This window comes from Nonlabens antarcticus (genome assembly GCF_015356755.1).
Lineage (GTDB): Bacteria > Bacteroidota > Bacteroidia > Flavobacteriales > Flavobacteriaceae > Nonlabens > Nonlabens antarcticus.
Genome location: NZ_JADFCO010000062.1, coordinates 183486 through 205258, shown reverse-complemented (window position 1 = coordinate 205258; position 21773 = coordinate 183486). Strand labels below are relative to the sequence as shown.

At 38.4% G+C, this 21773-nt stretch carries 19 protein-coding genes; 16 read left to right on the top strand and 3 right to left on the bottom strand.

The window, feature by feature from the left end; translation table 11 throughout:
- Positions 1–108: 108 nt before the first annotated feature.
- From IQ282_RS04195 to IQ282_RS04185, 3 genes are all read left to right on the top strand, one after another.
- Positions 109–1347 (top strand): serine hydrolase domain-containing protein, encoded by a 1239-nt coding sequence (locus IQ282_RS04195; RefSeq protein WP_194850653.1) that lies wholly within the window; start codon positions 109–111, stop codon positions 1345–1347.
- Between the two features lie 194 nt (positions 1348–1541).
- Positions 1542–3167, top strand: coding sequence for a GMC oxidoreductase (locus tag IQ282_RS04190; RefSeq protein ID WP_194850652.1), 1626 nt, complete (start codon positions 1542–1544; stop codon positions 3165–3167).
- A 193-nt stretch (positions 3168–3360) separates the two neighbouring features.
- Positions 3361–4506: a sensor histidine kinase gene (locus IQ282_RS04185; RefSeq protein ID WP_194850651.1), complete on the top strand. Its 1146-nt coding sequence runs from the start codon at positions 3361–3363 to the stop codon at positions 4504–4506.
- 509 nt (positions 4507–5015) lie between these two features.
- On the opposite strand, the gene IQ282_RS04180 is transcribed toward IQ282_RS04185, so the two are convergent.
- Positions 5016–5267 (bottom strand): type B 50S ribosomal protein L31, encoded by a 252-nt coding sequence (locus tag IQ282_RS04180; protein ID WP_194850650.1) that lies wholly within the window; start codon positions 5265–5267, stop codon positions 5016–5018.
- Positions 5268–5357: 90 nt separating this feature from the next.
- Between IQ282_RS04180 and IQ282_RS04175 the strand changes: the two genes are divergently transcribed.
- From IQ282_RS04175 to IQ282_RS04145, 7 genes are all read left to right on the top strand, one after another.
- Positions 5358–5909 (top strand): DUF4199 domain-containing protein, encoded by a 552-nt coding sequence (locus IQ282_RS04175; protein ID WP_194850649.1) that lies wholly within the window; start codon positions 5358–5360, stop codon positions 5907–5909.
- A 1-nt stretch (position 5910) separates the two neighbouring features.
- Entirely contained in the window at positions 5911–6870 is a 960-nt protein-coding gene (locus IQ282_RS04170) for a glycosyltransferase family 2 protein (protein WP_194850648.1), read from the top strand.
- A gap of 228 nt (positions 6871–7098) precedes the next feature.
- A complete protein-coding gene (locus tag IQ282_RS04165) occupies positions 7099–8982 on the top strand; it encodes a hypothetical protein (RefSeq protein ID WP_194850647.1) in 1884 nt (627 codons plus the stop codon).
- Between the two features lie 72 nt (positions 8983–9054).
- A complete protein-coding gene (locus tag IQ282_RS04160) occupies positions 9055–10770 on the top strand; it encodes a phospho-sugar mutase (protein WP_194850646.1) in 1716 nt (571 codons plus the stop codon).
- Positions 10770–12590, top strand: coding sequence for an ABC transporter ATP-binding protein (locus tag IQ282_RS04155; RefSeq protein WP_194850645.1), 1821 nt, complete (start codon positions 10770–10772; stop codon positions 12588–12590). Before IQ282_RS04160 ends, IQ282_RS04155 begins: the two co-directional genes overlap by 1 nt.
- 2 nt (positions 12591–12592) lie before the next feature.
- The gene (locus IQ282_RS04150; RefSeq protein ID WP_194850644.1) at positions 12593–13129 is read left to right on the top strand and encodes a MepB family protein; all 537 of its coding nucleotides are present in this window, start codon (positions 12593–12595) and stop codon (positions 13127–13129) included.
- Positions 13126–14775, top strand: coding sequence for an RluA family pseudouridine synthase (locus IQ282_RS04145; protein WP_194850643.1), 1650 nt, complete (start codon positions 13126–13128; stop codon positions 14773–14775). The genes IQ282_RS04150 and IQ282_RS04145 overlap by 4 nt, the downstream gene beginning before the upstream one ends.
- A 96-nt stretch (positions 14776–14871) precedes the next feature.
- Here the strand turns inward: IQ282_RS04145 and IQ282_RS04140 are convergent, their stop codons facing one another.
- Positions 14872–15444, bottom strand: a complete 573-nt coding sequence (locus IQ282_RS04140) for a porin family protein (protein ID WP_194850642.1) — start codon at positions 15442–15444, stop codon at positions 14872–14874.
- A gap of 137 nt (positions 15445–15581) precedes the next feature.
- Here IQ282_RS04140 and IQ282_RS04135 point away from each other — a divergent pair, with 137 nt between their 5' ends.
- From IQ282_RS04135 to IQ282_RS04115, 5 genes are all read left to right on the top strand, one after another.
- Complete coding sequence (locus IQ282_RS04135; protein ID WP_194850641.1) at positions 15582–16010, top strand: MarR family winged helix-turn-helix transcriptional regulator; 429 nt, start codon at positions 15582–15584, stop codon at positions 16008–16010.
- 144 nt (positions 16011–16154) lie between these two features.
- Positions 16155–16763 (top strand): tRNA-(ms[2]io[6]A)-hydroxylase, encoded by a 609-nt coding sequence (gene miaE / locus IQ282_RS04130; protein ID WP_194850640.1) that lies wholly within the window; start codon positions 16155–16157, stop codon positions 16761–16763.
- A gap of 284 nt (positions 16764–17047) precedes the next feature.
- Positions 17048–18094 carry a COX15/CtaA family protein gene (locus IQ282_RS04125; protein ID WP_317174180.1) on the top strand — a complete coding sequence of 349 codons (1047 nt, stop codon included), beginning with the start codon at positions 17048–17050 and terminating at the stop codon, positions 18092–18094.
- 78 nt (positions 18095–18172) lie between these two features.
- Complete coding sequence (locus IQ282_RS04120) at positions 18173–18691, top strand: IS1096 element passenger TnpR family protein (RefSeq protein ID WP_194850639.1); 519 nt, start codon at positions 18173–18175, stop codon at positions 18689–18691.
- 6 nt (positions 18692–18697) lie between these two features.
- Complete coding sequence (locus IQ282_RS04115) at positions 18698–19756, top strand: nucleoid-associated protein (protein WP_194850638.1); 1059 nt, start codon at positions 18698–18700, stop codon at positions 19754–19756.
- Between the two features lies 1 nt (position 19757).
- Here IQ282_RS04115 and IQ282_RS04110 read toward each other — a convergent pair whose 3' ends face one another.
- Entirely contained in the window at positions 19758–20816 is a 1059-nt protein-coding gene (locus IQ282_RS04110) for a hypothetical protein (RefSeq protein WP_194850637.1), read from the bottom strand.
- A gap of 57 nt (positions 20817–20873) precedes the next feature.
- Here IQ282_RS04110 and IQ282_RS04105 point away from each other — a divergent pair, with 57 nt between their 5' ends.
- A complete protein-coding gene (locus IQ282_RS04105; protein WP_194850636.1) occupies positions 20874–21767 on the top strand; it encodes an ABC transporter ATP-binding protein in 894 nt (297 codons plus the stop codon).
- Positions 21768–21773: the final 6 nt, after the last annotated feature.

Genomic DNA, 21773 nt, shown 5'->3' with positions numbered 1-21773 from the left:
TTAGGAATTTCTATAACCATAAGTTGACTTGGGTTTTTGAAATTTCGAGATTTACATAGTCGTAAATAATCGTTATTTTGGTAATCCACAAACGATATTCATTAGGGCATGAGAATTCTCAAATACATATTTTTAATACTAATTGCACTAGTTGCATGGACCGCATTTCTGTTTTTTGGCATGAGCAACGGCTTTCTATTGAGCTCTATAAACGAAGAAGACAGCGCAAAATCGTTTATAGAATCCACAAAAGTTAATCCCGACGAAGAGTTTGTGGGTAGCCGAGCCATGGCACTCATCCAAGACGGTAAAATAGAAGATGAATATTACTATTCTATTGACCAGCCCGTTGATAGAACAACTGTTTTTCCAGTTGCTTCCATTAGTAAGTGGGTCACGGCATGGGGCGTTATGAAACTTGTGGAACAGGGAAAATTAGACCTAGATGTACCCGTTGACAGCTATCTTACTAGGTGGCATTTGCACAAAAGTGATTTTGACAACAAGCAAATAACCATCCGCCGGTTACTGTCACATTCCTCTGGAGTAATTAGGGATATAGAGGATGATAACTTTAAACCTGAAACAAATACCCAGACTATTGAAGAGTTGCTTAATTCCTATGAAGGTGATTCCTTTATCTGGTTTGAACCAGGGTCTCAATATGCATATTCAAACATAGGATATGCCATTTTGCAGTTGGTTATTGAAGAAGTAACTCAACAATCCTTTCCCGATTATATCGAACAGACGGTTTTTGAACCTCTGCAAATGAATAATTCGACATTTCTACTGCGCTCAAAACCAGACTTAAAACTGGGGCAACTCTATGATGAAGATAGCAATCTAACACAGCCAAACACACATACCGCACTTGCAGCTGCGGGTTTATTCACCAGTGTGGAAGATCTTAGTAAGTTGATGCAGGCTACCATTAGTGATAATGTAGTTCTTTCTCAAGCTACAAAGGATTTAATGAACGCTCCACAAACCTATGTCAACGATGTACCGGTATATGGATTGGGCCCAGATTTATACAGTCAAAGTGATGAAGATTCTAAAGTCATAGGTCACGACGGTGTGGGCGGTGTGACTGCCATGAACACCGCAGCCCGTATAGACTTGAATTCTAAAGACGGTATTATCATTCTTCAAATGGGAAATTATTACACAGCTTCTGGAATAGCGGAAGAATGGTTGTTTTGGAAATTCGGAATAGCCGACTTTAAAGTGATCCAAAGAAATAAATCGTTTTTATTAAGCTTACTGATCATAGGCTACTTAGTGATTGGCGCTGCTGCATTTGGATTGATCAGACGAAGCAAAAGACGAAGGTTAGCAGAGTAAATAGACCTAAAATTATAATTAAATTGAAATCGAACTTGAAAAAAAAGTTTAATTCTGAATGCCAAATTTTGAATTCTGAACTTCAAAAACGGAGCAACTGATCTCTATCATTCCAAGAAAATATCTTTGTACTTTGTTCTTCTTAATTATTACCTTCTGCCTTGAACTTTGAAGGAGAAACTTTAAACCATAAAATGGATTACGATTACGATTATATCATCATAGGCAGCGGTTTTGGCGGTTCGGTCAGTGCATTGAGATTATCCGAAAAAGGCTATAAAGTATTGGTGGTTGAAAAAGGAAAATGGTACAAAGCTGATGATTTCCCTAAATCCAACTGGAATTTCAAAAGATGGCTGTGGATGCCATATTTGCGGTTTTTTGGTATTATGAAGCTTTCCATATTTAGACACATTGCTATTATTTCCGGAACTGGTGTGGGCGGCGGTTCTTTAGTTTATGCAAACACATTGCCCACCCCTAAAACTGCCTTTTTCAACTCCGGATCTTGGAGCAAGCTCGCCGACTGGGAACAGGAACTCAAACCCCATTACACCGAAGCATTACGAATGCTGGGCGCAGCGCAAAACCCAAAATTGTTTGATGGCGATCTTGGACTTAAAAAAGTAGCAGAAGATCTGGACATCCTCAAAAAGTTTGATTCCACTCGAGTGGCGGTATTTTTCGGAGAAGAAAATAAGACGGTCAAGGATCCTTATTTCAATGGTAAAGGCCCAGATCGCAGCGGTTGTAATTTCTGTGGTGCCTGTATGACGGGTTGCCGTTACAATGCTAAAAATACGTTGGATAAAAACTATCTCTACCTCGCACAACAACAAGGTGCCGAGATTCTTGCCGAAAACGAAGTGATGGACGTACAACCTATAGCCAAAGGCGACGGTTCACAAGGTTATGAAGTTACCATAAAGAGCAGCACAAAACTCTTTGCCAAATCAAAAAAGATCACTGCAACTGCAGTCATATTCTCAGGCGGTGTTTTAGGTACCGTAAAATTGCTGCTGAAACTGAAACAAAAATCACTGCCCGATCTATCCGACAAGCTAGGCGAGGACATTCGCAGTAATAATGAAACCTTGATCAGTGTTTCCAGTCTGGAAAAGGACAAGAATTATTCAAAGGGAATTGCCATAGGCAGCATTCTGGATACCGACGAAAACAGCCACTTGGAGATTTGCCGTTATGGAGAAGGGTCAGATGCGTGGAAGCTTGCACACATGCCTTACGTCACCGGGTCAAATGTGGTATCGCGACTGTTCAAAACGGTAGGCAAATTCCTGAAACATCCCGTGGATTACTTCAAGATCTATTTTGTGAACGGTTGGGCAAAAAACACGGTGGTATTGCTGTTCATGCAAACCCTAGACAGCACCTTAAAATTTAAAAGAAATGCATTGGGTCAGATGACGTCCACCGTCAGCACAGGCAAGGCTCCTACCCCATTCATTCCAGAATCTATTAAGTTGGTAGATGCCTATCAAAAAGCTATTAATGGCGTTAGCACTTCGTTTGCTTTGGAAACACTGGCAGGAATTCCTTCAACCGCACATATTCTAGGCGGTGCGGTGATGGGAAAAGACCGCAATCAAGGTGTCATTGATCAGGATAACAAGGTTTTCGGGTATGAAAACATGTATGTGATCGATGGTGCAATGATATCAGCTAATCCGGGTGTGAACCCATCTTTATCTATTACCGCTATTGCGGAATTTGCAATGTCTAAGATTCCAGGTAAAAGTGAATTGGAGGAAAGTCAATCAACTACCATAAATAAGACAGTGAATACTGATGTAATTTTTTAATTTTTGAAATACTTTTGAATAATTATTTTGTCAAACAAAATGCTATTTACACCATTAAAATAAACGATTTATTGTGTGTAAGAGCCCTTTAATTTTCGTCCTTAAAATTATATTTGGATAATTAATTCGTAGTTTTTTTCTTACAGCAGAAGCTGCAATTTGAAAATATCTTAAATTGCATCAAATAAACTTAATGAAAAACACTGCACGAGTGTTAAGAGAGAACAATTCTGATATTTTAGCAGCTTGGGAAAAAGAAGTAACATCAGAGGTTCCTGCTGCTAGAATGGCTACTACAGTTTCATTGTATGATCATCTGCCCAACATCATCAATGACATAGCTGACATTATGGACCGTTATATCGACATGGGCTCGCTACTCGTGGATGCTGGCTATAATGGAATATTAGAAAATAGTCAGAATCATGGCCGTCATCGTGCTAAGACTGCAAATTACACTGTGGAACAGGTGATTCTTGAATACATCATCTTCCACAGATGTTTGTCTAATTATTTAAAGCTCAAGCAAGGATATAATGAAGAAGTTTCAGACTTGCTCAAATATGTTATAGAAACCTCCATTCTTAAATCTGTAGGTTCCTTTTCTAGGTCTATTCAAGAAATGCAGGAAATGCTAGTTGGTACTATTGCTCATGATATACGCAATCCACTTGCCGCCGCACAGTTATCATTAGAAATGATAAAACAGGATAAAGAAGGTAAATGGGTTGGAAAAATGCGGGATGCCGCAGAACGTAGCGTGAGAAAAGCTATAAGCCTGGTAGAAGGCTTGATGAATGGAATTACTGTACAGGCAGGCCAGGGAATGATGCTCAATTTTGAAGAGAAAAACCTGATACACGATATCAAATGGGTTTTTGAAGAGGCCAAAGAAGTTTATGGAAGTGAAATAAAATTATCATGTCCAGACGAAGTAATTATAGGGGTGTTTGACGGTGCTGCTGTAAGACGATTGCTAGAAAACCTGATCGGAAATGCTATTAAATATGGATCTAACTTGCATCCCATTACTATCACAGTAAAAGATTTAAGGGATCGTATGAGTATTGAAATTCACAATTATGGCAATCCAATTTCTAAAGAAAAACAAGAGCATATATTCGAATTTTTAGGCAGAGAAAACATAGATGACGGTACTATAAATAGTTGGGGTATGGGATTAACTCTCGCGCAAATTGTTGCAGAAGCACATGGAGGTTCCGTAGACTTGAAAAGCGATGAAGAAAGTGGTACTACTTTTACTACTATCCTACTTAAAAAGTTCAACTCACCCGGTAAAAGACGTACACTACTAGCATCAGAAACAGAGGATCATTAGTAAGCAGTTGCAGCTTCTCATTAATGTAATTTTGACACAACCATTTAATTCCTGCACTCAACGCGGAATCTATCACATCCCCAAACTCCATGTTAGAATAGCCTGACAAGTTGGTTTTGATTTTCGAGTAGCAACTTCGTTCTCGCAGATATTCCTCAAGCGGTAAAAACAAGTTATTATTCAGCTTTGAGCAAATGTAAGTCGTACAACAATAATATAATTACCTCAGCGTCAAACCGTCGTAGGACGGCTTCGCTTCTCAGTTAACGTAAAATCTTGACACAACCATTTAATTTCCGCACTCGATGCGCGGAATCTATCACATACACAAATCTGAAATTAGAAATGCGGTGAATTGGCTTTGTTTTTTGTTTTTTTAAGCGGTAATTAAGTTTTGCCTAGGAACACTATAATCGGCAATCGAATAATTATTACAGCCTTCGGTTCACACCACAACAAAAAAGCCTCGCAAATGCGAGGCTTTTTAAATATAAACTAAGATTCGAGAATTACTTCGCGAATTTCTTGTATTTGTTTTTAAACTTGTCAATACGACCAGCGGTATCGATAAGTTTATTAGTTCCTGTGTAGAACGGGTGAGAAGTTCTAGAAATTTCCATTTTAACTAATGGATATTCCGTACCATCTACATCGATAGTTTCTTTTGTATTTGTAGTAGATTTAGTAATGAAAACTTCTTCATTAGACATGTCTTTAAAAGCGACTAGTCTGTAATCTTCTGGGTGGATTCCTTTTTGCATGATCTTGTACTTTATTCTTTAGCGGCTGCAAACTTAATCATTTAAATTATATACGCAAGGCCTTGCTCGTAAAAATACAATGAACTTGCCATGTCAACAACTTTCATAACGGTTATATTTGCAAGCAAACCCAAAAGAGTTATTAAAGTGGATAATATCGTTAAGAAAATAGCAGCTATTTTTGGACTTGCGGGAGCAGCCGTTGTGGTGTCCTGCTATCTTTACATATGGCAAAATCAAGACTTTCAAAACGTCTGGATAGGAATAGCCACTTATGTGATCCCACTTTCAATAGGGATTGCTGCACAAGTATACAGCAAACGACAGCTGGGTGGTTACCTTTCATTAAAGCAGGCCGTACTCGCTTTTTTCTTATCAGTTCTCATCATTTTTATAGCAGAAGCTGCTATCAATTATTTAATTTATGTGGTATGGGATCCTGCAGCACAAGAAACAATTCGTTTGTTGCAGGAAACGATGGTGGAACAGCGCAAAGCTACTTCAAATGCTGCCGTTCAAGTCAGCGACATTGATTACAGTGCCATCAGTTATATAAAGGCCGCGACTTCAAAATTGCTTTTTTACACAGTTATAGGAATTGTCATGGCATTCTTTATTAAGAAAAATCCTGAGACCGCCTAGAATGCAGCTTTCCATCATCATACCGCTACTTAACGAGGCAGAGTCCATTCCAGAGTTACAGGAATGGATAGAACGCGTCATGGTCACAACAAGTATTTCATTTGAAGTCATTTATATTGACGACGGCAGTACTGATAGCAGTTGGTCTATATTAAGTTCGCTTTCGCGAAAGCGAAACAACCTCACCGCCATAAAGTTTTTGAGCAATTATGGTAAATCACAAGCGCTTCATGCAGGTTTTAAAAGAGCAGAAGGCGATGTGGTCATCACTATGGATGCTGATTTACAGGACAGCCCTGAGGAGATTCCCGAACTGTACCATATGATTGTTGACGGCAATTATGACCTGGTTAGCGGCTGGAAAAAGAAGCGATATGATAACGTCATCTCTAAAAATTTGCCCAGTAAATTATTCAATTGGGCTGCGAGACGCACCAGTGGGGTTCAGCTCAACGACTTTAATTGCGGCTTGAAAGCCTATCGTAGCGCGGTAGTGAAAAATATAGATGTTCACGGCGAGATGCACCGTTACATTCCTGTGCTTGCAGCAAATGCGGGTTATACTAATATTACTCAAAAAGTAGTGCAGCATCAGGCCCGCAAGTATGGCGAGACAAAGTTTGGATATGATCGTTTTATAAAAGGATTTTTAGATCTAGTGACCATTGCATTCATATCTAGATTTGGTAAACGTCCGATGCACTTTTTTGGGACTTTGGGATTTGTGATGTTCATATTTGGTTTTGTCGTGGCCGCATACATCGGTGTTTCTAAGCTTTACAAAATGGCGGCAGATTTACCCTATGTATTAGTGACCACAAACCCTTGGTTTTATATTGCTTTAACCGCAATGATTTTAGGAAGTCTTTTCTTCATCGCTGGTTTTATAGGTGAGCTTATTGTTAGAACTGGCCTTCAACAAGAACGATATAAAATTGCAGAGGAAACCACCAAGATCTAATCTTTTTAAAGAAGAATCTGATAAAAAGTAATCAATAGATGTTCTGGAATTGATGCCTTTAAGCGGTTAAATTGATAGCCTAGATCCTAAAAAATCCAATAGCAACCACAATGTCACCACTCGTAGCTTTAGTCATAAAGTTAGTACCACCGATTAAAAACCAACCTACGTACGTTTCTCTTGCTTCTTAAACCCGAAAGGCTATTTTAGTATTTTAATACACCACAGATGGCCAGCCGATTGAAATTATCTATTATTATTATCTTTTGCTTTTTTCTGACGGTTACTAACGCTCAAGAGCTTTTTGGGATTCAATTTCCCACTAGTGCTGAAAGAAGCGCCGTCTGCTCTTATTTTGAACAGGCTTTTCAAAATAAGCCCAAGGAAACTTCTTTTGTCATTAAAAGAGACGGGCGTAATCTTTTCTTTGAAACTAATGATGAGAAATGGGTCAACCAACTCTTCAAAAAGTCAACCGACGGTATAGCCGTGGAAATTGTTTCAAAAGATCGCTACTCTTGTGAAAGCACTACAATGGCTTCACAAATAAAAGGAAAACTACTTGCTCCTATTTACACCAGCGACTTGAAGAAAGGAATGAAACCTTTTGAAAAAGACAAATATCGTGTGGCGGTGGGAACGATTCCCGGTTCTATGATGAAGCAGGATCTAGAATTCAACATTCTTTTTTTAAATGAAAATACACTTTGTAAATATTATACTATTTACAACCTGGCATCCTATCCTTGGGATTTGCTGGATATGGGAATTTATCTGGATTCACTGACCTTCAAAAACCAAAAAATTATCAGCGATTCAGAGCAATCCATTACTCGCTATAAAACGTTGAAATTTGTAATTCCGTTTGAGAAAAATAAATCGGTTTATGAGGCGACAGACATTAAACCTTTATACGATTCCCTGCGTTTGACAGATTTCAATATTAAATCTATTGATATCAAGGCATACGCAAGTATTGAAGGAAGTACAGAACGTAATATGGAACTACAACAAGAACGCGGCAGCAGTATTGCCAGTTCCATGCAAACCTTCCAATCACCAGAAATAAAAACAAACATCACAACCTCTGAAAATTGGGTGGAATTTTTCAATGACATTTCAAAATCAAAATTTGCCGACTTGAAATCGCTCTCCAAAAAAGAGATCAAAGCAAAAGTAGTAGGGCAAACTTCCACTGAATTAGAACCTATTCTTGCAAATCATCGTAAGGCAGTGGTTACCCTAGAGCTGGATCGCATCGATTTATATAAGGACAAGTCTGTGGATGAATTGATTGTACTTTTCAACGCTAACCTTAAATCTGAAAAATTAGAAGAGGCTGCAGCGATTCAGGCATCCTTATATGATAAGGTAAGGGGTCTAGTGTCTCCAGATGCCTTGAATAAATTAGAAATCCCCAGACAGAAAAAATACATTGATTTTCTAGTCAAAAATAATATGTATAAATATTCCATGGATATACGCCAGTCCATGATTGTTTACAACGACTTAAAAGGCCTCGCAGATCTCGATCCTAAAAATCCCAAAATCCAATACAATCTCGTCGTATTGAAATTTATACTTTGGAGAAATGATGCAGCTCCCATCGATGCCATCCAGTTTAAGAATCAAATTTCAAACCTCAAAAAATACGGGATCGAGCGCAGTCTCATAGATCGCATGATGATTAACTACCATATAGTTCGTGCAGAGCGTGAGATGCGCAAGCGCAACTTTGACGAAAAAGATAGGAGCGTCCGCAACATTCTAAACACCTACAAAAAAATCTCTCTAACCGATTCAGATTACCTAAGTCTTGCGCAATTCCTGACTTATTATGCTCAAAGCAGCGAGGCCGTAAAATTACTAGAACCACGTGCCCAAGAAATTACCATTGATGAGGATTTGTTATTCTACTATTTAAATCTCACCATGATTGACAAAAAACTGACACAAACTGATGCATATCGGACAATTATGCTCAATGCAGTCAATCAAAACATGGAGCGGTATTGCAAATTATTTAACCCATCGCTAGAAGGTGGCGTGACGTTTCAATTATTAGAAGATGCTTATTTGAAAATGACGTATTGCGAGAATTGTGAAAACTAAAACGCGTGAATCAATGCTGCTCGCGAGCGTTTCATAAAATAGTACCTTTGTAAATCTATATTTTTAATATACATGGATAAAGATCACATTCGCAACGTTGCAACGGCATGGACTAAAAAACCTTTTGACGTTGATACCATCTCAAAAACCGAATTACTGATTCAAGCACAATCTGAAGAATACCTGGAATCTTTCTATAAAAATTTAGAATTCGGTACTGGTGGAATGCGCGGTATCATGGGCGTAGGAACAAATAGAATAAATAAATACACCCTAGGAAAAAACACACAAGGATTATCTCAATTCTTACAAGAGTCATTTCCCGATGAGGAATTAAAAGTCGCAATTGCTTATGATTGCAGGCATAATAGTAAAGAACTTGCGCGAGTTGTTGCAGAGGTTTTAACCGCTAACGGTATTCACGTATATCTATTCCCAGAGCTGCGCCCTACCCCACTGCTGTCATATACCGTAAAACGTAAAAACTGTCACGCTGGTATTGTGCTCACTGCCAGTCATAATCCGCCAGAGTACAACGGGTATAAAGTATACTGGCAAGATGGCGGTCAATTAGTACCACCGCAGGATAAACAGTTATTAGACACCATAGATAAAACAAATTTTGCCGATATAAAATTTAGTGGAAACGATCGTTTAATTCATCTTTTAGATAAAACCGACGACCAGGCCTTTATCGAGGATAGTGTCAGCGCTGGAAAGATTGCAGGTGATATTGATCGTTCTAAAGTAAAAGTGGTGTTCACCAGTTTACACGGTACCAGCATTACCATCTTGCCAGACACCTTGCGACTTGCGGGCTATACAGATCTACATATTGTAAAAGAGCAGGAAGTTCCCGACGGTAATTTTCCCACCGTAAAATCTCCCAATCCAGAAGAGCCGGAAGCACTGGAAATGGCAGTGGGTCTGGCTAACAAAATAAATGCAGATATCGTCATCGGTACGGATCCAGATAGCGACAGATTGGGAATTGCAATTCGAGATAATAATGGTGAGATGCTGTTACTCAACGGCAATCAAACTATGATTGCGATGACAGCTTTTTTATTAGAGCAGACAGATCTTAAAAAATTAAATAAACCTTTCATAGGGTCTACCATCGTCAGCACACCCATGATGCAAGATCTTGCCGCCGCTCATAACGTGGAATGCAAGGAAGGGTTGACAGGATTTAAATGGATTGCTAAAATGATTGTGGATGCTCCAGATCAAAACTTTATAGGTGGTGGCGAGGAAAGTTTTGGATACATGGTAGGCGATTTCGTTCGGGATAAGGATGCCGTTACTGCTAGTTTACTGGCTTGTGAAATGCTCGCTTTCGCGAAAGCGAACAAAACAACAGCTTACAACTATTTATTAAATCTATATGTAAAACATGGCTGTTACCAGGAGCGTTTGGTAAGCTTAGTTAAAAAAGGAATCTCTGGGGCACAGGAAATAAAACAAATGATGATTGACTTGAGAGCGGCGCCACCTTCAGAAATTTCTGGTAAAAAAGTAATCATTATCGAGGATTACCAGACAGGAATCCGCAGGAATCAATCTCTGAATAAAGCTGAAAAAATAGATGTTCCTTCTTCAAATGTCTTGATATTTTATCTGGAAGATGGAAGTAAAATCGCAGCCAGACCTAGTGGAACTGAACCTAAAATCAAGTTTTACATGAGTGTTAAAGAAACACTGGATAATGTCGATAATTATGACGCAATGAAAGCAAAATTGAATAAAAAATTAGACGCTATTGAAAAGGGTCTTGATATTAATTAATGAATTACTTTAAAGAAATACTTCAGTTTGCAAAGCCGTATCGCAAGTATGGAATTGCAAACATTATCTGTAATATTTTCTATGCCTTCTTCGGTACGTTGTCATTTGTAGCGCTCGTTCCCGTTATGAAGGTTCTTTTTCAAACGACAGAAGATGTTTATCAAAAACCAGTATGGGAAGGGATTACAACGGCTAAGGATTATCTAGAAGGTTATGTAAACTGGTACGTGACTGATGTTGTGGGCAATAATCAAGAACAAGCTTTGATTGCTATGATTGCTATTGTTCTATTGCTGTTTTTGCTTAAAAACGTATCGGGATATTTAGGGACTTACTTTATTACATTCCTGAGAAATGGCGTGATGAGGGATATTAGAAATGCTTTATACGGTAAGATTGTAAATCTGCCCATTTCCTATTTTTCTGAAAAACGCAAGGGCGATGTTATTGCTCGTGCTACCAGTGATGCTCAGGAAGTACAAACGAGCTTTTTATCCATTCTTGAACTGATTGTTAAGGAACCGTTGAACATACTTTTTGCTCTGGCAGCTATGTTATTGTTCAGTGTAGAGTTAACCATTTTTGTTCTCGTATTCATACCTATTTCTGGATTTATCATTTCCCTCATAGGAAAGCGTTTAAAAAAGCAGAGTGATAATGTACAGCGAGAACAAGGTTTCTTTCTTTCTTTATTAGAAGAAACACTGGGTGGACTCAAGGTTATCAAAGGTTTTAATGCTGAAAATCGCATGGAGGACAGTTTTAAAGATAGTACGCAACGCTACTACAATTATGCAAATAAATTAGAACTGCGCAAAGGATTAGCAAGTCCGGTGAGTGAATTTTTAGGAATTCTGGTGATAGGTGTTTTGCTTTGGTTTGGTGGAAAAATGGTATTTGACAATAACATTGATGGTGCGATTTTCATATCTTTTATGGGCCTTGCCTATGGAATTTTAACACCGGCTAAAGCGATTTCAAAAGCTAGTTATGGTGTCAAACAGGGGAACGCAGCTGCAGAGCGCGTTTTGCAGATATTGCATACAGAAAACCATATCAAGGATAAAGAAAATGCTGTGGAGGTGTCCGCTTTCGCGAAAGCGATAGAAATTCGTAACCTAACATTTGCTTATGAGGATGAAAATGTATTGGAAAACTTTACATTATCCATTCCCAAAGGCTCTACCGTTGCCCTAGTAGGTCAATCAGGTAGCGGGAAAAGTACTATCGCAAATCTTGTAACTCGTTTCTATGATATCCAACAGGGAACGATTGAAATCGATGGCGTCAATATTAAAGATGTGAAGTTGAAAAGCTTGCGCGATCAAATGGCTCTGGTAACTCAAGATAGTATTTTATTTAATGATACGGTGGCGGTGAATGTAGCGTTGAGCAATAAAAACGCCACTGATCAGGAAGTAATAGAAGCTCTTAAAATTGCCAATGCCTGGGAATTTGTGTCTCAACTTCCCAATGGAATACAAACCAATATAGGTGATAGCGGTAACAAATTAAGTGGTGGTCAAAAGCAACGTTTAAGCATAGCTAGAGCAGTGTTGAAAAACGCACCTATTCTTATTCTAGATGAGGCTACTAGTGCGCTGGATACTGAAAGTGAGCGACTGGTGCAGGGTGCTTTAGAAAAGGTGATGGAAAATAGAACCTCGATAGTTATAGCTCACCGATTAAGTACCATTCAAAAGGCCGATCAAATCATAGTGATGAGCCGCGGTAAAATAGCAGAACAAGGATCTCATGAAGAACTTATTGCTTTACAAGGAGTTTATAGCAATCTGGTCAATATGCAAAGCCTGGGATAGGAATGAATAATGATAAAAACGATCTTGATTCCAACTTAAACCAAGTCAAAAAGATGGTTTTTGATCCATGTGGTTATGATATATCTGGTTTCGTTTTAGAACGGGAAAGCAAGGAATATCATGCGAGCCGGTTTTTACTTGATGGAAACCATATTATATATCGCAGTGCAAAGGTCACTCCAAAAAAGATAGGCCAATTTGTGACTTTTTGGAAAAGAAATAGTCATGGAGTAATCGAACCTTTAGAGCAAACAGATCCGTTTGATTTTTATGTAGTGACGACTGAAGCTGAATCTGAATCTCGATTGGGACAATTTGTATTTCCTAAATCTGTCCTTATTGATAAGGGCATTGTTTCTTCTGAAAAGAAAGAAGGAAAAAGAGGTTTCCGATTATATCCTGTCTGGGCCGTGCCCAACAACAAGCAAGCAATACGAACCCAAAAATGGCAACTGGACTATTTCTATGAAATCAACGATTCCTTAAGTCTTGAGCGAGTCAAGAAATTATACGAACCCGTATTTGAAGCCACCGCGTGATTCATTCTTTCAAAACTGACGTAGACTCCATTGAAAAACCGTCACAGTTCAACTTTCCGTTTTATTATCAGCCTCATGAATTGGCTAGAATTGCGGCGCAGGAGTTGCAAGAATACCTCGCATTGCAAACGGAATGGTTTTCGATTGAAGGTTTGCAGGAGGCTGGGAAAATGTTTGGAGTTTTAGTGGTGGAAAATCTCAATGGAGAATTAGACTACCTAGCCGGGTTCTCGGGAAAACTGGCTGGAGAAACTACCCAACCATTTTTTGTACCACCTGTTTATGAATTGGAGCGCGTAGATCAATTTTTTAAACAAGAAACACACAAACTCGATCTTCTGACTCAAGAATTACAGAAATTAGAAACAGATCCTTTAAATACAGAACTGATTGCGAATTACAGTAAAGCAGCAGCAGAAAACCAGCAGAAATTAAAATTCGAAAAAAAACGGATTCAAAGTCGTAAAAGACAACGGCGCATTTACCTTAAGGAACAAAAAAAGTTACTTCCTAAAGTAGAGTTTTCGACTTTTGAAGCAGAACAGCGACAATTAAGTTTAAACGACAGCTTCTACTTGAAAGAATATGACGTTTATCTCGAGCAAAAAATAATGCAATTGCAACAAAAGTTCAATCTGTTGCAAGACAAGCTGAACGCCCTGCGCTCGCAACGGAAAGATGGATCAAACTGGTTGCAAGACTGGTTGTTTGATGAGTATAATTTTCTAAACGCCCGCGGTGAAACTAAAAGTGTCAAGAATATATTCAAGTCTAGAATCCCAGAATCACCACCGGCTGCAACGGGAGATTGTGCAGCTCCTAAGTTATTGCAATACGCTTTTCAGAATAATTTAAAGCCTATCACAATGGCAGAGTTTTGGTACGGGAAATCACCCAAGTCAAAGGTTCGCAAGCATGGAAATTTTTATCCAGCTTGCCGCAGCAAGTGTGAACCGGTATTAGAATTTATGCTCATGGGAATGGACGTAGAAGCAAATCCGCTTTTAGAAAGTCCTGTGGTGGATGAAGAGTTGGAGATTATTTATGAGGATGAGTATATGCTGGCAATTAACAAGCCACCGGAATTTTTATCTGTTCCAGGAAAATCCATTAATGATTCGGTTCAAAGTAGAATGAAGAAAAAGTATCCAGATGCTACCGGGCCATTGATCGTTCATAGACTCGATATGTCAACTTCTGGAATTCTATTAATCGCAAAAACTCTGGAAGTCTATCACGACTTGCAAGAACAGTTCACAAAACGCAGCGTTCATAAAAGGTATGTTGCGATTTTAAATGGCAATGTTAAAGAGGACGATGGCTATATTGATTTACCGTTGCGTGTGGATCTCGACAACAGACCGTACCAGCTGGTAGATTACGAGTATGGAAAATCTGCTAGGACCCGGTTTGAAGTTGTAGAGCGCTTTGACGGTAAAACAAGGGTTCACTTCTACCCCATTACTGGAAGAACGCATCAATTGAGAGTTCACGCTGCCCATGTAGATGGTCTTAACACTCCCATCGTGGGTGATGATCTTTATGGCAATAGGGAAGGTAGATTGCACTTACATGCCCAGCAGATTACATTCGTTCACCCCATTTCGCGTAAGCGAACGACTTTAAAAACGCAATCAGAATTTTAATTTTAGCATAAAAAAACCATCCCAATTGGGATGGTTTCATGACGCAACATCAAATATTTAGGGATAATTTGAGGCACGCATTACCTTAATTCTATCTTACAAAGATAAACTCAATGCAATTATTAATTGTTCAGGTCTTGTATCAATTCGACTGCGGTTAATGTCAAAAAAGGTTACCTCATTATCTTTGAAACCACGCTCATATCGTAAATCGATTCCCAACCTACCTAGATCCAGTCCAACACCAAATTGTGCCCCTACAGAAAATTGATCTTTTACATCATCTACGTCAAATCCTTCTAGATCTGTATCAAGAATATATTGAAGGGAAGGTCCCGCGAAAACATTTAAAGGACCGATGACATTGACGCCCACAAGAATAGGTAAATCCAACTTTTGAACCTCAAAGTCACCAATCGAATATTCGCTATTCAGTTTTGTGTAAATCAGTTCTGGTCTAACATATATAGGTCCTAGGTCAGCTTTAGCAAACACGCCTAAATGAAATCCTATTTTAGAATCTGGGTCTTCTGTATTGCTATTGATTTCATCTTTAAACTCACCAGAAGATCCATAATTTAAACCTCCTTTAATACCAAACCCACTATCAGTTTGAGCAAAAGAAAAGATCCCTATCAAAACAAAGGCTGCTGTACATAATTTTTTCATAATAGATAGTTTAGAAACCTAACGCAACATTCGGTAAATTATTGAATTGAGAATAATTTAAGCTGCAAATTTATAAATAAAAATCAGCCCATGACTTATAAAAATTTACATTTGTAGATACAATATAAGTTATGACTATGGATGAGACTGCGGGTATTCCGCTTTCGCGAAAGCTAATTACCACTATCGTAAAAAAGAGTACAGAATTCACAGAGGCTATTGCTCACGTACTTAAAGAAGAGAAAATTACTATACAGCAATTTAATGTTTTGCGGATATTGAGAGGTAGAAAAGGAGATCCAGCTAACCTTCAAGATGTAAGCAAAGACATGCTGCATTCCAACTCTAACACAACCAGAGTTGTAGATAAACTTGTTGTTAAGGAATATGCGCAACGCGTGCAATGTTCCAACGATAGACGACAAATTGAAATAACGATTACTGAAACTGGTTTAAAGCTACTATCTAGGCTCGATCTTAAGGTTGATGAAAGAGAAAGTGAGTTAGTTAAAAATCTTTCTAATAGTGAAGTTCAGGTATTGATTGAGTATCTCAAAAAAATATGATCTAGATCTATCATCTATTTCTCTAACACCTACTTAGATCATTAGCAATTATCTTCTCAATTTGAGGGAATTCTCTTTTCACTAGTGCAATAAATGAAGTGAGATATCTTGACGTTCCTACTATTCTAACCGATCTTTGTATTTATGAAATCTACTGAAGCAACCAAAACAGTATTAGGTCTCAATTTACCCACAGATCCCAGGTGGGTAGATCTGGCAGCAATGAGCCTTCAAGATATTTTAACAGACCATGCTTTTTGCGAACAAAAAGCAGCAAGTACTATGATATCCATGGTACAGATGCATTCTGATAAACCAGAGCTCGTAGAAGCTCTAGCACCTGTAGTGACAGAGGAATGGGGTCATTTTAGAATGGTACTTGCAGAATTAAAAAAACGCGGTTTAACGTTGGGATTACAACGCCCTGACGACTACATCAAAACATTGATGAAGGGAAAACCAAAGGGTGAAAGCCGGGATTTTTTGTTTCTAGATCAATTGCTAATCTGTGCGTTGATCGAGGCGAGAAGTTGTGAACGTTTCAAAATGCTGTCGCAAAATTTAGAAGATGAAGATCTACAAAAATTTTACCATCAATTCATGGTCGCGGAAGCCAGTCATTACAAATTGTTTCTTGATTTATCAAAGACCTATTTTCCTGAAGACAGGGTTATGAAAAGATGGCAATACTGGTTAGCATATGAAGCTGATTTTATGAAAACGCTAGAAGTTCGCGGTGATAGGATGCACTGATTCTGCTAAGAGTTGAGTAAAAATGTTAGTTCTAGCGCAGTCCAGAACAGTTTGAGAATTACCATATTGAAATTAGGTAAAGTGAAGGAAAAGCGAGTATTGATCAAATAATAACGAACACCGAAAGACTCTTTTCAAGAATACACAGGTTTAGGTTTATTAAGGAATTATGTGGAGTTTAAGTCAATAAGAGAATAGGCAATCACGGTTTCGGAAGAGAATCAAAAATTGACGATTTGAGATTTGACATTGCAGGTTTCAGGTTTTGAATTAAAATATTAGAAGTGGCTACAATACTATTTACTACAAAAAACTATCGCCGCTGGTTGCGGTTGAGTATACTTGTTATCTACTTGATCATTATTGCAGGTGCTGTCGTGCGCATGACTGGAAGTGGGATGGGTTGTCCAGACTGGCCTAAATGTTTTGGGTACTGGGTACCACCAACTGAGGAAGCTGAGCTTGAATTCTCCCCTGACACACCCTACAAGAAAGGAATGGTCATCATTCACGAGGAAGCGTTGCAAGTTGCTAAAAAAGATTTCTTTACCTCAACCACTTATAAGGCAGAAAATTGGGAACCCTACACTAAACACGATTATGCGGTTTTCAATAAGTTTCATACTTGGACTGAGTATATTAATAGATTAATAGGCGCTCTAGGTGGATTAGTAGTGCTGATTGCAGCATTATTATCGCTGCAGTTTATTAAATCAAGACCTAAAATTACAATTCTTACCGTGGTGGCTTTACTATCGATGTTGATACAAGCAGTGATAGGTAAAATCGTTGTCGATACGTTGCTGTCACCAGTATTGATCACGATACATATGATTGTAGCGCTGCTGATTGTAGGTTTACTCATTTACTTATTGTATGAAGTTCTACCGCCTGACAACCGCTACAAAAACGACGGGAAGTTGGCAAATATCGCTTCCGTATTAATAATTTTGACCCTTGTACAAGTAGTCATGGGAACTCAAGTTCGTCAATATATAGATCATCAAGTAGATCTATTTGGCTACAACCTTAGTTCTGAATGGTTGGAAAATGGTCCCGTTTTATTTTTCATCCATCGCAGTTTTTCCATCGTTTTGACGCTATTGCATTTTTGGTTCTTTTATATAGCCATTAAAAAATGGAATCATCCTAAGAGATCTTACTACTGGCTTGCCTTCTTAATCATAATCACTATGATTAGTGGTATTCTAATGAATTACGTTGATTTTCCATTTGGTTCACAGGCTGCTCATTTAGTCACCGCCTCTTTGATTTTGGGACTTCAATTTTACATTTGGATGCGATTGAGATCGGCTAGAATCGTGGGATAATAATTATAGGATCGGGAGAAACTTTAGGGTCACAATTCTTTAAAAACCTATCTTTGCAATCCTTAAAAAAAATCGGAAATGATCTATAGATTAAGAGCTATTCTCGACACTACGCAGGACTGTTTCCGCGATATTGAGATCGAGTCTGACGCTACCCTAGAAGACCTTCATAATGTAATTGCGCAGTCATTCCAGCTCCAGGGCGATGAGATGGCAAGCTTTTATGCTTGTGATGCTGACTGGAATCAAGGTGAAGAATACTGCCTTTTTGATATGAGCGATGGTACGGCACCTGTTAAAAAGATGCAGGATACAGCTATTGATGATGTAATGGATAAGGGGAATACAAAGATGATATATGTCTATGATTTCCTAAGCATGTGGACTTTTATGATTGAACTGGCAGATATTGCTGGTCCAGTCGATGGTACCGCATATCCTCAAGTCATATTTGCAATGGGAGAATTACCGGACTCGCCACCAGATCCAGAGTTTGAGGCAGACCCACGATTCCACGAGGGCGAGGATGAAGATGATGATTCTTATGGCGATGATGAGGAATCTTATGATGAATACGACGATAACGAGTTTTACTAGACCTACATGATCAACCTATTTAATACGAGAATTGAAGACCTTGCGATCCATCGCGTAGGAAATAAAAATAAAGGAGAGATGCTTCTTACTTCCAGTAATAGCACACCGCTGGATGATGAAATGCACTCGCTACTCAAGGAATATTTTTTAAAACCCTTCCGTTCCAAAGAAGAGGCGTATTATAGTTTTCATCATGAAGAGGACTTAGAATTTCATGAAATGTACGCTTTCGCGAAAGCGATATTTAGCACCCCAGCAACCTTACTGGAAAACTCTAAAAAGATAGCAAAACAACTCTATCAACAGTCCGTACATCCACACATTAGAAGCGGTGAGGTTTACGTTTGCTATTTTACAAACGTCATGCTGGACAACAATAAAGTAGACGCCATAGGAATATTCAAAAGCGAAATCAAACAAGATTTCCTTCAATTTGAAGAATCAGAAACCGACTTGAAAATGCTCCTGAAACAAGGAGTCAACCTCAACAAACTGGATAAAGGCGCCATAATTTTCAACGCAGAACAAGAAAATGGTTTCAAAATTCTTTCTGTAGATTCAAACCGCTACGATGCTAAATATTGGCTAGATGATTTCTTAGGTGTGGACGTTTTTGAAGATGAAAATTTCTTCACTAAAAAGTATCTTAAATTCTGTCAAGACTTTGCAAAAGACGTTGTCCTCCCAGCAGAGGATAAAAAAGAAGAGGTGATGTTTATGAACAGATCTGTAAACTATTTTGCCAAAAATGATGATTTTGAAGAGTCGGCTTTTTTAAATGAAACCCTAGAAAATCCTGACCTAATTCCAGAATTCAAAAATTACAAAACAGAAAAGGGCCCTAAATATAGTATTGAGGACGTTTCCAGTTTCCCTATTTCAAATACTGCGGTAAGTGCTGCGAGAAAAGGTATCAAAAGCGTGATCAATCTGGACACTCACGTACAGATCAAAATGGACTTTACAAATTCTGACAGCGCAGAGAAATACATTGAAAAAGGCTGGGATGAAGAGCGACAGATGTACTATTATCTAGTGTATTTCAACCGCGAGGAAAAGAAGTAACTTAAAGTTCAATGGAGTAATTACGGCGTACAAATTCTAGCGCCGTATGAAGGACAGATCCCATATTCCGACAAGTTTTGAATTTTATATCGCCCGTAAAATCTAGCAAATCGCGCTTCAATTCTTTTAGTTTTTCGTTCGTGGTAAGATGGTCAGCACGCATGCATTTAATTAAGGCTTTATAGCGATTTTGAGTATTGATCAATCTTTTAGCAATTAGGGCTCGTTCCTCTTTTTTATATTGTTCTATGCTTTCATTCTTAAGACAGTCAGCAACATTCATAACCATGGGTACATTTTCCTTAAAGAATTGCGGCCGGTACACTTTAAGCCTCCCTTCATAACTCTGCTGGTCAAAATCAATGGCTCTTATCGCATAACTTACACGGTCAAAATCGTGCGTGGGTATGATTACATAATTGTAAGCTCGCATATCTCCTAGAAGCCTTATTAAACAGCGCTCGTTAAATTTAACAAATTCTTTTGCTATTTGAGTGCGTTCTTGATGGTCGCATTCCTCTAGATAATTATCAATAAATTCATCACCGGGAATTCCCGCGATATGCTCTTCTATTAAAGTGTCATCGTGAACTAGAAAATTGATCCTGTGTGGCGATAGCAAATGTTCCAGCTCCAGACCGTAAACTCTTGACGCATCTGCACGTTTCACATAAAAATAGGTAAACGCATCATTTAAGATATTACGCACCTTAATTCTGAATGGTTTTGTGTTACCAAAGGTGCAGTAGTCCACCGCATCAACATTTAGAAAATCCATTGTATTGCTGCGACCATCACTATGGAGTACATCATAGATGTGTCTTAAGTCTTTATCTATATTTTCTCGTTCATGATCTGCATAATAGCAACGTACCCATAAGGTATCTTCTTCATTGCGGTCATAAACCGTGATTGCACCTTGAAAACGTAACAAGTCGTCGTAGGAAACAGAGATATCAGAATCACGATTGTATTTTTTTAGATAATCCCTAAGCTTTTGGTGTACGGGAAAAGCGGGCTTTTTCTTAGATAATAACTTATCTTCTTGAACTTCATTCATGGAATTGGTAACGTTTTACTTTTATCTTAGTCTCATAATACAACAAAAACGCCAACTGTGGAAAAAATCCTTGAAATTAAAGATCTCTCAAAGCACTATGGTGCTCTAAAAGCAGTAGATCACGTAAGCTTTCAAATACAAAAAGGTCATGTGTATGGCATTCTAGGTCCTAACGGCAGCGGCAAATCTACCACTTTAGGAATGGTTCTCAATGTCGTTAATCCTACCGCAGGTAGCTATTCCTGGTTTGAAGGTACTGTTAACAATCACAATGCTCTCAAACGCATAGGTGCTATAATAGAAAGACCCAACTTCTATCCTAATATGGATGCGGTGCAAAACCTAAAACTGGTTTGTAAAATCAAAGAAATAAGTGAGGATAAAATTGATGAAAAACTGGAACTGGTAGATTTGCTTTCGCGAAAAAATAGTCCCTTCAAAACCTACTCACTAGGAATGAAGCAGCGTCTTGCCATTGCCAGTGCATTATTGAACGATCCCGAGATATTGATCCTAGACGAACCTACTAATGGTCTGGATCCACAGGGAATACGTAAAATAAGGGATATCATACAGCATATTGCTAAAATGGGAACTACCATTTTACTCGCCTCTCACCTACTAGATGAAGTTGAAAAAGTGTGCACCCACGTTATTGTTTTGCGCAAGGGACAGATGTTGTATTGCGGTCCTGTGGAAGAAATGAATAAAAACTTTGGTTCCATATTGATAGATGCCGTCGATAAAGCAGCTTTAATGCGCTTTATGAAAACACAAGATTATGTGGGGAGTACAGAAGATCAACTTGATGGATTTGAAGTCAAATTATTGAAAGATGTCAACACCACCCAAATCAATCAAGATGCCTACAACGCAGGTATTGTATTAAGTAAATTGATGTTTAAAAAGCAGAGCCTAGAAGATCAATTTATAGAGCTAACTAAAAACTAACCACTA

Excerpts from the sequence above, each read along its gene's own strand:
- IQ282_RS04150 (WP_194850644.1), top strand. The coding sequence starts at position 12,593 with ATGAATAATGATAAAAACGATCTTGATTCCAACTTAAACCAAGTCAAA.
- IQ282_RS04170 (WP_194850648.1), top strand. The coding sequence starts at position 5,911 with ATGCAGCTTTCCATCATCATACCGCTACTTAACGAGGCAGAGTCCATT.
- IQ282_RS04110 (WP_194850637.1), bottom strand. The coding sequence starts at position 20,816 with ATGAATGAAGTTCAAGAAGATAAGTTATTATCTAAGAAAAAGCCCGCT.
- miaE (WP_194850640.1), top strand. The coding sequence starts at position 16,155 with ATGAAATCTACTGAAGCAACCAAAACAGTATTAGGTCTCAATTTACCC.
- IQ282_RS04160 (WP_194850646.1), top strand. The coding sequence starts at position 9,055 with ATGGATAAAGATCACATTCGCAACGTTGCAACGGCATGGACTAAAAAA.
- IQ282_RS04120 (WP_194850639.1), top strand. The coding sequence starts at position 18,173 with ATGATCTATAGATTAAGAGCTATTCTCGACACTACGCAGGACTGTTTC.
- IQ282_RS04140 (WP_194850642.1), bottom strand. The coding sequence starts at position 15,444 with ATGAAAAAATTATGTACAGCAGCCTTTGTTTTGATAGGGATCTTTTCT.
- IQ282_RS04195 (WP_194850653.1), top strand. The coding sequence starts at position 109 with ATGAGAATTCTCAAATACATATTTTTAATACTAATTGCACTAGTTGCA.
- IQ282_RS04185 (WP_194850651.1), top strand. The coding sequence starts at position 3,361 with ATGAAAAACACTGCACGAGTGTTAAGAGAGAACAATTCTGATATTTTA.
- IQ282_RS04155 (WP_194850645.1), top strand. The coding sequence starts at position 10,770 with ATGAATTACTTTAAAGAAATACTTCAGTTTGCAAAGCCGTATCGCAAG.
- IQ282_RS04115 (WP_194850638.1), top strand. The coding sequence starts at position 18,698 with ATGATCAACCTATTTAATACGAGAATTGAAGACCTTGCGATCCATCGC.
- IQ282_RS04175 (WP_194850649.1), top strand. The coding sequence starts at position 5,358 with ATGTCAACAACTTTCATAACGGTTATATTTGCAAGCAAACCCAAAAGA.
- IQ282_RS04180 (WP_194850650.1), bottom strand. The coding sequence starts at position 5,267 with ATGCAAAAAGGAATCCACCCAGAAGATTACAGACTAGTCGCTTTTAAA.
- IQ282_RS04190 (WP_194850652.1), top strand. The coding sequence starts at position 1,542 with ATGGATTACGATTACGATTATATCATCATAGGCAGCGGTTTTGGCGGT.
- IQ282_RS04165 (WP_194850647.1), top strand. The coding sequence starts at position 7,099 with ATGGCCAGCCGATTGAAATTATCTATTATTATTATCTTTTGCTTTTTT.
- IQ282_RS04135 (WP_194850641.1), top strand. The coding sequence starts at position 15,582 with ATGGATGAGACTGCGGGTATTCCGCTTTCGCGAAAGCTAATTACCACT.